The organism is Caballeronia sp. LZ035 (genome assembly GCF_031451175.1).
Taxonomy (GTDB): Bacteria; Pseudomonadota; Gammaproteobacteria; order Burkholderiales; family Burkholderiaceae; genus Caballeronia.
Genome location: NZ_JARUXS010000003.1, coordinates 762,547 through 776,027, shown reverse-complemented (window position 1 = coordinate 776,027; position 13,481 = coordinate 762,547). Strand labels below are relative to the sequence as shown.

Annotated in this window: 9 protein-coding genes; 6 read left to right on the top strand and 3 right to left on the bottom strand. The window is 63.0% G+C overall.

Going from position 1 to position 13,481, the window contains the following annotated elements; translation table 11 throughout:
- Window positions 1-68: 68 nt before the first annotated feature.
- Window positions 69-1,292: an L-dopachrome tautomerase-related protein gene (locus QCE88_RS26435; RefSeq protein ID WP_309907835.1), complete on the bottom strand. Its 1,224-nt coding sequence runs from the start codon at window positions 1,290-1,292 to the stop codon at window positions 69-71.
- A 186-nt stretch (window positions 1,293-1,478) separates the two neighbouring features.
- Here QCE88_RS26435 and QCE88_RS26430 point away from each other — a divergent pair, with 186 nt between their 5' ends.
- Window positions 1,479-2,162: a GntR family transcriptional regulator gene (locus QCE88_RS26430; protein WP_309907834.1), complete on the top strand. Its 684-nt coding sequence runs from the start codon at window positions 1,479-1,481 to the stop codon at window positions 2,160-2,162.
- 27 nt (window positions 2,163-2,189) lie between these two features.
- The gene (dld, locus tag QCE88_RS26425) at window positions 2,190-3,926 is read left to right on the top strand and encodes a D-lactate dehydrogenase (protein ID WP_309907833.1); all 1,737 of its coding nucleotides are present in this window, start codon (window positions 2,190-2,192) and stop codon (window positions 3,924-3,926) included.
- On the opposite strand, the gene QCE88_RS26420 is transcribed toward dld, so the two are convergent.
- Together QCE88_RS26420 and QCE88_RS26415 are read right to left on the bottom strand one after the other, a co-directional pair.
- Window positions 3,923-5,233, bottom strand: a complete 1,311-nt coding sequence (locus QCE88_RS26420; RefSeq protein WP_309907832.1) for an ATP-binding protein — start codon at window positions 5,231-5,233, stop codon at window positions 3,923-3,925. The two genes, dld and QCE88_RS26420, sit on opposite strands and share 4 nt — an antisense overlap.
- Window positions 5,233-5,994 (bottom strand): response regulator transcription factor, encoded by a 762-nt coding sequence (locus QCE88_RS26415; RefSeq protein ID WP_309907831.1) that lies wholly within the window; start codon window positions 5,992-5,994, stop codon window positions 5,233-5,235. The genes QCE88_RS26420 and QCE88_RS26415 overlap by 1 nt, the downstream gene beginning before the upstream one ends.
- 181 nt (window positions 5,995-6,175) lie before the next feature.
- Here QCE88_RS26415 and QCE88_RS26410 point away from each other — a divergent pair, with 181 nt between their 5' ends.
- The 4 genes from QCE88_RS26410 (at window position 6,176) to QCE88_RS26395 (ending at window position 13,481) form a co-directional block, all read left to right on the top strand.
- On the top strand, window positions 6,176-7,333 hold the full coding sequence (locus QCE88_RS26410; protein ID WP_309907830.1) for an efflux RND transporter periplasmic adaptor subunit: 1,158 nt from the start codon (window positions 6,176-6,178) through the stop codon (window positions 7,331-7,333).
- 6 nt (window positions 7,334-7,339) lie between these two features.
- A complete protein-coding gene (locus tag QCE88_RS26405; protein ID WP_309907829.1) occupies window positions 7,340-10,489 on the top strand; it encodes an efflux RND transporter permease subunit in 3,150 nt (1,049 codons plus the stop codon).
- Window positions 10,482-11,870, top strand: coding sequence for an efflux transporter outer membrane subunit (locus tag QCE88_RS26400; protein WP_309907828.1), 1,389 nt, complete (start codon window positions 10,482-10,484; stop codon window positions 11,868-11,870). Before QCE88_RS26405 ends, QCE88_RS26400 begins: the two co-directional genes overlap by 8 nt.
- Window positions 11,871-11,981: 111 nt before the next feature.
- The gene (locus QCE88_RS26395; protein ID WP_309907827.1) at window positions 11,982-13,481 is read left to right on the top strand and encodes an argininosuccinate lyase; all 1,500 of its coding nucleotides are present in this window, start codon (window positions 11,982-11,984) and stop codon (window positions 13,479-13,481) included.

Here is a 13,481-nt window from a genome sequence, read left to right as displayed (position 1 = left end):
CTTTCATTGGTAGTATCACTAATCATTACAGTAACGATGCAGGCCCGGTGGGCTGCATCGCTCCGAACCTACTTCGTCGTATAGCTCTTGCCGTGAGCCTCGATCTTCCAGATGCGGAAGTTCGGCACGGCGGGATGATCGAAGTCCATCTGGTTGTCGACCCATTTGTTCAAATGGCCCGACACCACGTACAGCGATCCGTCCGGACTCCAGCTCAGCGTGTCAGGCCACACCATCTCCGGATGAATCACATAGGTCGAGATCGCGCCCGTCTTCGCATCGCGGAAATTGATGCCGTTCATTTCGAGCGCGGTCATGTAGAGGTTGCCGCTGCGATCGGCGATCATGCCGTCGGTATTCGACGGCAAGGTGGCCACGCGCTTCACGGCCGTGCGCAGCGCCGCTTCGCTCGTCTCGAAGTTGCGCAGCAGCGCGGTATCCAGCGAATAGAGCGTGTGGCCCGAGAGATTGGTCCAGTACAGCGTGCGCTTGTCGCCCGACAGCGCGATGCCGTCCGCGCCGGTGCGCATCGGCGTCTTGCTGAGCACCGGTTCGTTGTCGATGCGGAAATTGAAACCGGCTTCGTCGGTCGTGAAGACGGTCTGGTCGAGCACGCGGCGTGCGCGATTGCTCTTCTGGTCATACACGATGAGCCCGCCGTGCAGGTGATCGCAGAAGATGCCCGAGTCCGTGATGTAGGCGACGCCCCGGTCGTTATCGACGACGACATCGTTGAGGAACGAGCATTTTTTATCGGAATCGGCGTCGCTGAATTCGTAGCGTTGAATCTCGCGGTCGGTCTTGAGGTCCCACAAAATCAGCTTCTCCGCACCGGCTGCTGACGGCTGCCCCGCAATGTGTCCCTGATCGAGAATCCACATCACGTCATTGCGATCGATCTCGAAGCCGAGCACGGACTGCAAGGCCTGACGGTCGCCCACCTTGTTCATGGCCACGCTCGGGAACGGTTGCAGTTCCCATTGACCGTTCTTGCGCACGAGCTTCGACAGCGTGGCGGGCACGTCCGGTCCACCCCAGCGCGCGGTGCTGACATACATCGTGCCGTGCGAGTCAACCTTCACGCCCTGCAACAGCACTTTCTTGTACGTCTGATTGCTTTGGTAGGCCTGTTCAGCCTGGGCGTCGCCGAGGTCATACGGCAGCCGGTTCCACTCCGCCACGACTTCGACATGCGGCATGGCATTCGATGACGCCGCCGCGAATGCCGCGCCGTTCGAGATGATCATCGCGCTCGCCAGGGCGAGTCCGAGCCTGCGAATGCTTCGCATCATTGAGTCTCCTCCGTTCCGGTTTTTTCTTCGTCGTGGTCGGCCTTCGAGGCCGTCGCAATTGCGAACTGATATCTTAGATATCAATTTCGAGACGTGCAAGCGGCGCGTGCTAATATCCACACAGACAATCGGTGCATGCAAAACGAGTGCGCCGTTCCGCTCATACGAGCAATCGTCGATGCCCCCATGAACATGAAGAGTGAAAAGCTGGCCGAGCGTCCCAAGTCGCTGACGGCCATCGCAAAAGACCTGATCCGCAATGCCATCGTCGAGGGCGAGCTTCCGTTCGGCAGCCAGCTCTCGGAGAGCGCGCTGGCGCTCCAGTTCGGCTTCAGCAAGACGCCCGTGCGCGAAGCCCTGCTGCAACTCAAGCTGGAGGGTCTCGTCGATGTGCTGCCGCAATCCGGCACGCTGGTCTTCAAGCCGACCGAAGATCAGGTTCGCGAGATCTGCCGGTTTCGCGAGATCATCGAACTGTCGGCGCTCGAACTGGCGATGCGCGGCGATCCCGAAGGACTCGCGCAAGGCCTGACGGCGGCGCTGAAGCTCGGGTATGACGGCGATGTCGACGACGACATGCGCCATCGCCTGCAGGACGCAAGCTTTCATGGCGCGATACTGGAACGCTGCGGCAATGCGTATCTGCAAGCCGCGTATCAACTCGTTGCCGACAAGATCCAGGCGCTGCGCGCACGCCTCGCCGCCGACGACAAGCGTGTGGATTCATGCCACGACACGCATTCGGAGATCATGCAGCTGATCCGCGCGGGCAACGTGCGCAAGGCATGTACAGAGCTGCGCACGCATATACGCAGCACCGAGGAGTCGTACATCCGTGCGAGCCAGCACGGCGACGACAGCGCGACGTAACCCCGTGCCCTAATCGAATCGTTCAACATGCAAGCACTCATCCAGTCGCTCGGCGACATTGTCGGCAGCAAGTTCGTCTTCACCGGCGCGACAGAAACGCGCCGCTTCCGGCAGGGCTACCGCTACGGCGGCGGCGCGGTGCTGGCCGCTGTGCAGCCCGGTACGCTGGTCGAAATGTGGCGCGCGTTGCAGGCCTGTCACCAGGCCAACGTCATTGTCATCTGCCAGGCGGCCAATACCGGGCTGACGGGCGGATCGACGCCGGCGGACGAAGGCTATGACCGCCCGGTCGTCATCATCAACGGCATGCGGCTGCGCCGGCTCGATCTGATCCGGCATGGCGAGCAGGTCATCTGCCAGCCCGGCGTGACGCTCGATCAACTGGAAAAGCGCTTGCAGCCGCTCCGGCGCGAACCGCATTCGGTGATCGGTTCGAGCTGCATCGGCGCTTCGGTGACGGGCGGCATCTGCAATAACTCGGGCGGCTCGCTGATCCGCCGCGGTCCCGCGTTCACGCAGTTATCGATCCATGCGCGCATCACGGCGGACGGCGAACTGAAGCTCGTCAATCACTTGGGCATCGATCTGGGCGATGCGGCCGAAGCCATTCTCGCGCGTCTCGATGCAGGCGAATTGCCCGACGACATTCCGGCTGCCGCCGGGCTGCTGGCGTCAGACCATGAATACAGCACGCATGTGCGCGATATCTCGGCCGCCACGCCCGCGCGCTACAACGCGGACCCGCGCAGGCTCTATGAAGCGTCCGGCTCGGCGGGACATCTGGCGGTGTTCGCGCTGCGGCTCGACACCTTCCCGGCGGACGAACACACGCAGGTGTTCTATATCGGCAGCAACGATCCGGCCGAACTCGAGACGATCCGCCGCGACATCCTTGCGGACTTCGAGAGCTTGCCGATCGCGGGTGAATACATGCATCGCGGCGCGTTCGACATCGCCCGCCGCTACGGCAAGGACATGTTCCTGTATATCCGCAAGTTCGGCACGGACAAGGTGCCGCATGCATTTGCGGCGAAGAGCCGTTTCGATGGCTTCACCGAGAAAGCCGGCCTGGGCGGCACGATCAGCGACCGGCTGTTGCAGGCCGCGAGCCGGCTTTTGCCCGAGCATCTGCCGCGCAGGCTGATCGAATACCGCGATCGCTTCGAGCATCACCTGCTGCTGAAGATGGGCAATGACGGCGTGCAGGAAGCGCGCGCCTATCTGCAAGCGCGCTTTCCGACGCAGCATGGCGACTACTTCGAATGCACCGACGAGGAAGGCAAGGCGGCATTTCTCAACCGCTTCGCAATCGGCGGCGCGATGGTCCGTTATCGCGCGGTGCATCCGCGCACCGTGGAAGACATCGTGGCGCTCGACATCGCCCTGCCGCGCAATAGCACCGACTGGTTCGAGCGCCTGCCGCCCGAAATCACGAAGGACATCGCGTTCACGATGTACTGCGGCCACTTCTTCTGCCACGTGCTGCATCAGGAGTATCTGGTGAAGAAGGGCGTGGACTGCGAGCGCATCAAGGACGCCATTCTCGCGCTGCTCGCCGCGCGCGGCGCCGAGTATCCGGCCGAGCATAACGTCGGGCATCTGTACGAGGCGAAGGCTTCGTTGCGCGAGTTCTACGAACAACTCGACCCGACCAACTCGTTCAATCCGGGCATCGGCAAGACGTCACGCGTGTTCAACTGGGGCAAGCCGGGCTATGCCTGTGCTTGCGAAAGCGAACATGAAGGCGTGCAGCACACGCCCTAATCCGGGCCGCCTGCCTCGCTCACGGGCAGGCACACCCGCGCCAGCAATCCCGTCGGCGCCCGATTGCTGAGGGTCAGCGTGCCGCCATGCGCGCGCACGATTTCATCGACGATCGACAAGCCCAGCCCCACGCTGCCGGGCCGCTTCGCACGTGCGGGATCCAGGCGCACGAACGGCTCGACGACATCGCCCAGACGCTCGGGCGGAATGCCCGGCCCGTCATCCGATACGTCGATGACGATCTCGCCGCCCCGCACGCTCGCCACCACGACAACCAGCGAACCGAAGTGAATGGCGTTCTCGATGAGATTCGTCAGCACGCGCTGAAACGCATCCGGTCTACAAAAAAACGGAATGCGTTCCGGATTTTCGTAACGGATCACAGCCCCGGACTCGGCATACTCGTCGCACAAGGTTTCCAGCAGCGCGCCCACATCCAGCCATTCCTTCTTTTCCGCGCTCGTGTCGGTGGTCAGGAAGGCGAGCGCGGAACTGACCATCGTCTGCATCAGTGTGATGTCGCGTTGCAGCTTCGCGCGATCGAGTTCCTTGTCCTCGCGGTCCACTTGCAGACGCATGCGCGTAAGCGGCGTGCGCAGGTCGTGGCTGATGGCGGCAAGCATGCGCGTGCGGCTCTGCATGTGGCGCGTGATGCGCTCCTGCATGGCATTGAACGCGTGCGCGGCGCGGCGGATTTCCAGCGGCCCTTCTTCTTCGATCGGCGCAAGCGCGATATCGCGGCCAAACGCATCGGCCTGCCTCGACAGGCGCCGCAACGGCCGGATCACGCGCGACACTGCCCACGCCGACAACGCCGCGACACCCACGCACAGGAATGCCAGCGCGCCAAAAAACGGAATGGTGAAGCGTTCCGGTTCGCGCTCGCTGCGGTCGGTGTGGATTTCGAGCGTGCGCGTGCCGAGTGGAATCAGCACTTGCACGTCGCGTTCGGGATGGCCGGCATCGCACGCGCGCACCGTGAGTTTTTCTGCATCGTGCAGTTCGGATTTCAGCGCGGCTTCGAGATCGTGCGTATCCAGTGTGGTCTTGCCGCAGGGCACGGGTGCATCCGTCCATGTCGCCGGCATCCCCGACGCGGCCAGCACCCGGCCCTGCTCCGCAGCGGGCGTCGCCCTCAGAATGCCGACCAGCGCGCTGATGCGATAGGTGGTCTGCCACGGCCACGGCGGATTCGGCGGCGCACCCGGATAGAACAGCAGCGCGATGAACAGCAGGAACGTCGCCACCGACGAACACGCAACGATGGCGAGAATCTGCCCGAGCGTGGTTGAAAAAAAACGCGGCATCAGACGGTCTTCACTTCGGGCTGGAACGCATAGCCATCGGCGCGCATGGTGCGGATGGGATCGTCGAGCGGATCGTCGCCTTGCAGCTTGCGGCGCAGACGGCTGACGAGCAGATCGACGGAACGCGCTGCAATTGGAAAGTCCTTGCCACGCGTGAGGCCGATGAGTGCCTCGCGCGACAGCACCTCGCGCGCATGCTGGCAGAACACCAGCAAGAGGTCGGTTTCAGCGCCGGTGAGCGGCACGCGCAGGCCTTTGGGCGAGCGTAGAAAACGACGGTACGGATAGAACGTGAAGCCGGAGAACGTCATCACGAGTTCCGTAGCCGGCTGCCGGGCCGATGCGGTTTCGCCAGGCGTCGTTTGCCCGCGCCGCAACACGGCACGAATGCGTGCGAGCAGTTCGCGCAGGTCGAACGGCTTCGTCACGTAGTCGTCGGCGCCGAGTTCGAGACCCACGACCTTGTCGGTCGGTTCGGACAGCGCGGTCAACATGATGATGGGCGGACCACCTGACGCGCGCACACGCCGGCAGAAACTCAGACCGTCTTCGCCAGGCAGCATGACGTCGAGCAGGATCAGGTCGAAAGCGCCGTGCGCGAGCATCTCGTGTCCCGCTTCCGCGCTCTGCGCGACCTGCACGCTTAGACCCTTGCCGCACAGGAAGTCCGCCAGCGATGCGCTGATGTCGGGATCGTCTTCGACGAGCAGGAGGCGGGTATCGGTCACGTCGATGGAGGGCCGGTCGGGGTGGTAAGGCAAACCATGGGATTGTCCACCAGAATGCGCCCGCGCTTCATGTCAATCCAGACACAATATGTGAATGTCTATATTAATCAATAACTTATTTGATGTTTGACGGCTTCGGGGCTATCTTTGGGCCTTCGGCAACGATACGTGCCATCAACCTTGAATCGGCGCGTTGCCTCCGTCATTGCATCTCATGCCCAGAACTCGCAATATTTATTTCATCGCCCTCGCTTCATTCGCCTGTCTCGCACTGTCCGCCTGCCACGACCCATCCGCTTCCGCCTCCGCCGCAACGCCCACGCCCGCGCAATCCGACGCGCCGCGCGTCAGCGTCACGACGCTGGCTGTGCAACGCATCGATATCGTCGATGACCTGTCGGGCCGTCTGTCCTCCGTCGAAGTCGCCGACGTGCGTCCGCAAGTGGATGGCATCGTGCAGCGCCGCCTGTTCACCGAAGGCGCGACGGTCAAGGCGGGCGAGCCGCTCTATCAACTCGATGCGGCCAGCTACCAGGCCGCGTACGACACGGCGCGCGGCACCTTGCAGAAGGCCATGGCCACCTCGAAGGCCGCCGACATCACGGCACGGCGTTATCAGGACCTGTTGAAGATCAAGGGCGTGAGCGAACAGGATGTCGAGAACAACCTCGCCGCCGCCGATGAAGCCCGCGCCGATATCGTCACCGATCGCGGCACGCTGGAAACGGCGCGCGTCAATCTCGCGCGCACACGCATCGTCGCGCCGATCAATGGCAAGATCGGCAAGTCCGCAGTCACGGCAGGCGCGCTCGTCACGGCCGACCAGACCACGGCGCTTGCCACCATCCAGTCGATGGACGCGCTCTATCTCGACGTCACGCGCTCGAGCACGGAAGCGCTGCGCCTGCGCAAGGCGCTGGCCGCGGGCGCCTTGCAGGCCGGCGCGGCGCAGGTCAATGTGCAGACCGAAGATGGCGCCGCCTATGCGCATCCCGGCAAGCTGCTGTTCTCCGATGTCACGGTGGACGCCACCACGGGGTCCATCACCTTGCGCGCGCTGATCCCCAATCCGGAGCATGAACTGATGCCCGGCATGTTCGTGCAGGCGCGCCTCGATGAAGGCGAACAGGACGCGCTGCTCGTGCCGCAGGCGCTCGTGAATCGCGGCGCAGGCGGCACGGCAACCGTCCTCGTCGTGAATGCCGCGAACGTGGTCGAGAGCCGCGACGTCGAGGCGGAACAGGCGCACGGAACGGACTGGATCGTGACGCGTGGCTTGCGCGCGGGCGACCGTATCGTCACGGATAACCTGCAATCGATCAGCGCGGGCATGAAGGTGACGCCCGTCGAGACCGCTGCAAAGGGAGCGTGACCGAACATGCTCTCCCGCTTCTTTATTCATCGGCCCGTGCTGGCGTGGGTCATCGCCATCGTCGTGATGATGATCGGCGCATTGTCCTTGCGCACGCTGCCGGTCGAGCAGTATCCGAACATCGCCCCGCCGACCATCCGCATCAGCGCAACCTATCCCGGCGCCTCCGCCGATACGCTCGCGACCACCGTCACGCAGGTCATCGAGCAGGACATGGTGGGCATCGACAACCTGGACTACATGTCCTCGTCGAGCAGTTCGGCGGGCACGGCCACCATCACGCTGACCTTCAAGTCCGGCACGAACGCGGATGTCGCTGCGATGCAGGTGCAGAACAAGGTGCAGGAAGCGAATGCCTCGCTGCCGACTGTCGTGCAGGAAGAAGGCATTCAGATCACGAAGACGTCCGCCGACATTCTGATGGTGATCTCGCTGACCTCCACCGATGGCCGCATGAACGCGATCGATCTCTGCAACCTGCTCGCGACTCGCGTGGAAGATCCGCTCACGCAGATCAGCGGCGTGGGCCAGGTCATGCTCTTCAATGCGCAACACGCGATGCGCGTCTGGCTCGACCCGGTCAAGCTGCGCAGTGTCGGCCTGATGCCGAGCGATGTGACGACCGCCATTGGCTATCAGAACGCGCAGTTGTCGGTCGGGCAGATTGGCGGCGCGCCGCAGACCGATACGCAGGCGATCAACGCGACCATCGTCACGAAAGGCTTCCTCAAGACGAGCGACGAGTTCGGCAATGTGCTGCTGCGCGTGAACAGCGACGGCTCGCGGGTGTACCTGAAGGACGTGGGCCGCGTCGAAGTCGGCGGCGATTCGTACGGCATGACTTCGCGCCTGAACGGCAAGCCCGCTGCATCGATGGGCATTCAACTCGCCAGCGGCGCGAATGCGTTGACCGTTGCGAAGGCCGTGAAGGCGGAACTCGCCGTGTTGCAGAAGCAGATGCCCGGCGGCGTGAAGATCACCGTCGCGCACGACACGACGCCCTTCATTTCAGCCTCCATCTCCGAAGTGGTGAAGACGCTGATCGAGGCGGTCGTGCTGGTCTTTCTCGTGATGTATCTGTTCCTCGGCAATCTGCGCGCGACGCTGATACCCACCATCGTGGTGCCCGTCGCGCTGCTCGGCACCTTCGCGCTGATGGCTGTGGTGGGCTTCACGATCAACGTGCTCTCGCTGTTCGCGCTGGTGCTCGCCATCGGCTTGCTGGTGGACGATGCGATTGTCGTCGTGGAGAACGTCGAGCGTCTGCTGAGCGCAGGCTCGACGCCGCTCGACGCCACCGTGCAGGCGATGCGCGAGATCGGCGGCGCGCTGGTCGGCGTGACGGCGGTGCTGACGGCCGTGTTCATTCCGATGGCCTTCATGTCGGGATCCACTGGCGAGATCTATCGACAGTTCTCGCTGACGATCACTTCAGCGATGCTGCTGTCGGTGTTGCTTGCGTTGACGCTCACGCCTGCGCTGTGCGCCACGTTGCTGCGCCCGGTCGATCCCGAGCATCAGCGGCGCGGTTTCTTCGCATGGTTCGAGCGGACGTTCGAGAAAGGCACGCGCCGCTATGAACGTTGGGTCACGAAGCTCGTGGCCCGGCCGTTGCGTTCGATGCTTCCCTTTGCGCTGATATGCGGCATTGCCGCGCTGCTGTACTGGAATCTGCCGTCATCATTTCTGCCGGATGAAGACCAGGGCACGCTGATGACGCTCATCACCCTGCCCGCAGGAAGTTCGAGCGTGCAGACCAACGGCGTCGAGAAACAGGTCGAGTCGTATTACACGTCTCTTCCGGATGTGGAGGACATCATCATGCTCGACGGTTTCAGCTTCTCCGGCGAAGGCCAGAACATGGCGATGGCCATGGTGCGCCTCAAGGACTGGAGCCAGCGTACCGGCCAGGGACACACGGCAGCGGAGATCATCGCGGCGGCCAACCGGCATTTTGCGGGCATCCACACCGCACAGGTCTTCGCAATGAACCCGCCCGCCGTGCATGGACTCGGTACTTATAGCGGCGTGGACTTCGAACTGAAGGACATGGCGGGCCTCGGTCACGCCGCATTGACGGCGGCGAAGCAGAAGTTGATCGCAACGGCATCGAAGGACCGGAACATCGAGGGCATGCGGGCCGCCGGCATGGCCGACGAACCGCAATACGAAGTGGACATCGACTATCTCAAGGCAGCGGCGCTCGGCGTGAGCGCGCAGAACATCGACAACACGCTGCAGACCGCGTTCGGCTCTTCCTACGTGAACAACTACGTGGACTCGGGCCGTATTCAAAAGGTCTATGTGCAGGCATTGCCACAGTACCGGATGATGCCTGCGGATATCGGCAAGTGGTTCGTGACGTCGGCCAATGCGGCATCGGCCACGAGCACCACGACGACAACGGCGACGACAGCGACCACGGGCTACGACGGCCAGATGGTGCCCTTCTCCGCCTTCGCGAGCGGACACTGGACCACCGGTGCGCCGCAGGTCGAGCGCTACAACCGCAGCCTCTCGATGGAAATGACCGCACAGAGCCCCGAAGGCATCAGCAGCGGCGACACGATGAAAGCCATCGAAACGCTCGTGGCGAAGTTGCCGCAGGGTATCGCAATGGAATGGACGGGCGAGTCCTATCAGCAGCAACTCGCGGGCGCGCAGGCCACTTACCTGTACGCGCTGTCCCTTATCGTCGTGTTCCTGTGCCTTGCAGGTCTCTACGAAAGCTGGTCCGTGCCGTTCTCCGTGATACTCGTGGTGCCGCTGGGCATCGTGGGCGCGTTGATCGCCGCACATGTACGCGGCTTCAGCGACGATATCTACTTCAAGGTCGGGCTCCTGACGACCATCGGCCTGGCGGCGAAGAACGCGATTCTGATCGTCGAGTATGCGAAGTCCCTGTTGGAGCGCGGTTATGGCTTGCGGCAAGCGGCTATCGAGGCGGCGCATCTTCGCTTGCGGCCTATCGTGATGACGTCCCTGGCGTTCGGCTTCGGCGTGCTGCCGATGGCGCTCGCCAGCGGCGCGGGCGCGGCGAGTCGTGAGAGCCTCGGCACCGGCGTGCTCGGCGGTGTGATCGCGGCAACGCTGCTGGCAATCGTCTTCGTGCCCGTGTTCTTCGTGCTGGTGAAGGGGATCGGTCGCGATGAATAAGCTCCTCACCGTCATTACAGGCCTTGCCCTGTGCCTCTTGAGCGCATGCACGCTCGAACCGCATTATGAGCGCCCCCAGGCGCCGGTGCCGTCAACCTACCCCCATTACGGCACGCCCGATGCCACACAGGCATCCACGGACATCCTCACTGACTGGCATCTTTTCGTGCAGGACGATCAACTGCGCACGCTGGTCGAACTGGCGCTGAACAACAATCGCGATCTGCGCCAGGCTGCGTTGCAGGTCGCGCAATATGAGGCGCAGTACCGCATCGTACGCGCGGAGCTCGGGCCTTCGATCACCGTGGCGGGCACGCAGAGCGCGTCGCATACAGCGGGCGTGACGACCCATGCAGCGAGCCTGGAACTCGGCGCGAGCGCGTGGGAGATCGACTTCTTCGGGCGCATTCGCAGCCTGAAGGATCAGGCGCTCGAACAATACCTCTCCACCGATGCGGCCCGGCGCAGCACTCAGCTCAGTCTCATCTCGACCACCGCAACGGACTACCTGACATGGCTCGGCGATCGCGCGTTGCTGGCGAACACCGAACGCACGGTTCAGTCGTATCGCGATACCTACGAAACGACACTGCGCGCCGCGCAACTCGGCGGCGGTTCGATGGAAGACGTGCAATCGGCGCGCACCTCGCTCACGAGTGCGATGGCAAGCGTCGCGTCGTACACGCGTGCGGTGGAGCAGGATCGCAACAACCTGATTGCGGTGATCGGGTGTCCCCTGCCTGCGGATTTTGCCGACACACGCTCGCTGCCGGAATCGCCGCTGTTTGCGGCGGTGCCGGAAGATTTGCCGTCGTCCTTGCTTACGCAGCGTCCCGATATCGTCGAAGCGGAACACACGTTGAAGGCTGCGAACGCTTATGTCGGCGCGGCGCGCGCGGCATTCTTCCCGAGCGTATCGCTGACAGCCGCCGGCGGTACGGCCAGTGCTTCGCTGTCTTCGCTCTTCAAAGCAGGGAGCGGCGCGTGGTCATTTGCGCCGTCGATTACGGTGCCGATCTTCGAATCCGGCAGTCTGCATGCCACGCTCGATGCCGCTCAAATCGCGAAGAACATTCAGGTTGCGGCATACGAAGGCACGATTCAGACGGCGTTCAAGGAAGTGGCGAATGCGCTGGCCGCACGCTCGACCTACATCGATCAGACGGCAGCGGATGCGCAGTACGTCGATGCCGCGCAGCGCTACTATGACATCGCGAATGCGCGTTATCGCGGCGGGCTGGACAGTTTCCTGACGCTGCTGACCGCACAGCGCACGCTCTATGCCGCGCAGACGCAGATGATCACGGACCGCGCGGCGCAGCAGTCGAACATGGTCACGCTTTATACGGCGCTGGGCGGGGGATGGAGAAAGGACGAATAGCGGCTTCGCCACGGCGCGGCGTACGCGATTAGAATCGCTGTCTTGACGACGCGCCGCGACGACGCAGGGAAGCCGTAATGCCCATCGAAGCGACCAAAAAAAATCGAGACCATGTTCCGAAAAAAAGTCTTACCGCTCGCTTTCACGATTCTTTTCCATGCGTTGCCCGCAGCGGCACAGCAAACCCCGAACCGCGACGAGTTCTACTGGCTCGGCGAGATCAACAAGGCCAGCGCGGTCATCAATACGCAAGAGGGACTGCTGGACAAGTCTCTCGCGCCCGGCATCGCGGCGGGCCTCGCCAAGGTGCTTCACGATGGCGATCAACCCGGCGGCAAGCGCCCGTCCACGGTCATCACCTTCGAGCCGCTGATGATCCAGGCGGCCGGCATGGACGTGACGCTCCTGCACGCGGGACGTTCGAGCCAGGACATGCACGCGACCTATCGCGCCGCGATCCTGCGCGACGACATGCTGCGTCTCGCCGCTCAGTTGAACCAGACCTCCACGACGCTCGTGGCGCTCGCGCAGAAGCACGAACACACCATCGTGCCGAATTACACGAACGGTGTCGCGGCACAGCCGAACAGCTACGGTCACTATCTGCTCGGCTACGCTGCCGCGCTCGATCGCGACGCGCAACGCATTCGTGAAGCGTACGCACGCATCGATCTCTCTCCGATGGGAACCACGGTCCTGAACGGCACGAGCTGGCCGCTGGATCGCACGCGCATGGCGGAGTATCTGGGATTCGCCGGCATCGTCGATAACGCCTACGATGCCCATCAGATCGCCGCGGTCGATCATCCTGTCGAAGCCGGCGCGATCGTCACGAGCATCGCGCTTCATGCGGGCAGTTTCATCGAGGATGTGATGACGCAGTATGCGCAGCCGCGTCCATGGATCCTGTTGCAGGAGGGCGGCAACAATACCTATGTGTCCAGCGCGATGCCGCAGAAGCGCAATCCGGGCTTGTTGAACTCGACCCGCGCCGATGCCTCCACCGCCATCACGCTCGCCATGGGACCCGTGATGCGTGCTCACAATCTGCCGCCGGGCATGCCCGACGCGAAGGAAGTCCGCGACAACAAGGAGATGGTGAACGGCGCGATCACGGTCTTGCGAAAGTGGAATGCGATCCTCAATGCCCTGGTGATCGACCAGGGCCGGGCACTGGAAGAATTGAACAGCGACTGGACCGCATCGCAGGAAGTCGCCGACGTGCTGATGCGTAAATACAAGCTGCCGTTCAGGCTGGGGCATCACTTTGCTTCGGATGTCGTGGAATATGCGAGAGCGCACGACATCAAGCCCAGCGACTTCCCCTATGACCAGGCACAGAAGATCTATGCGGACACCACGCACGGCTATGGCAATGGCGTGCTGCCAATGAGCGAGGCGGAATTCCGTTCGACGCTCGATCCGGTGGCCATCGTCAATAACCGGCGAACCGTGGGCGGTCCTCAACCGGCCGAGATGGAACGCATGCTCATGGAGGCGAAGGCAAGGCTCGCGCAGCAGGATCAGTGGATCAAGGAGAAGCGTGCGCGGATCGATACCTCGCTGAACAAGCTCGACCGGGACTTCGATACGCTCCTGAGCAGCCGCTAA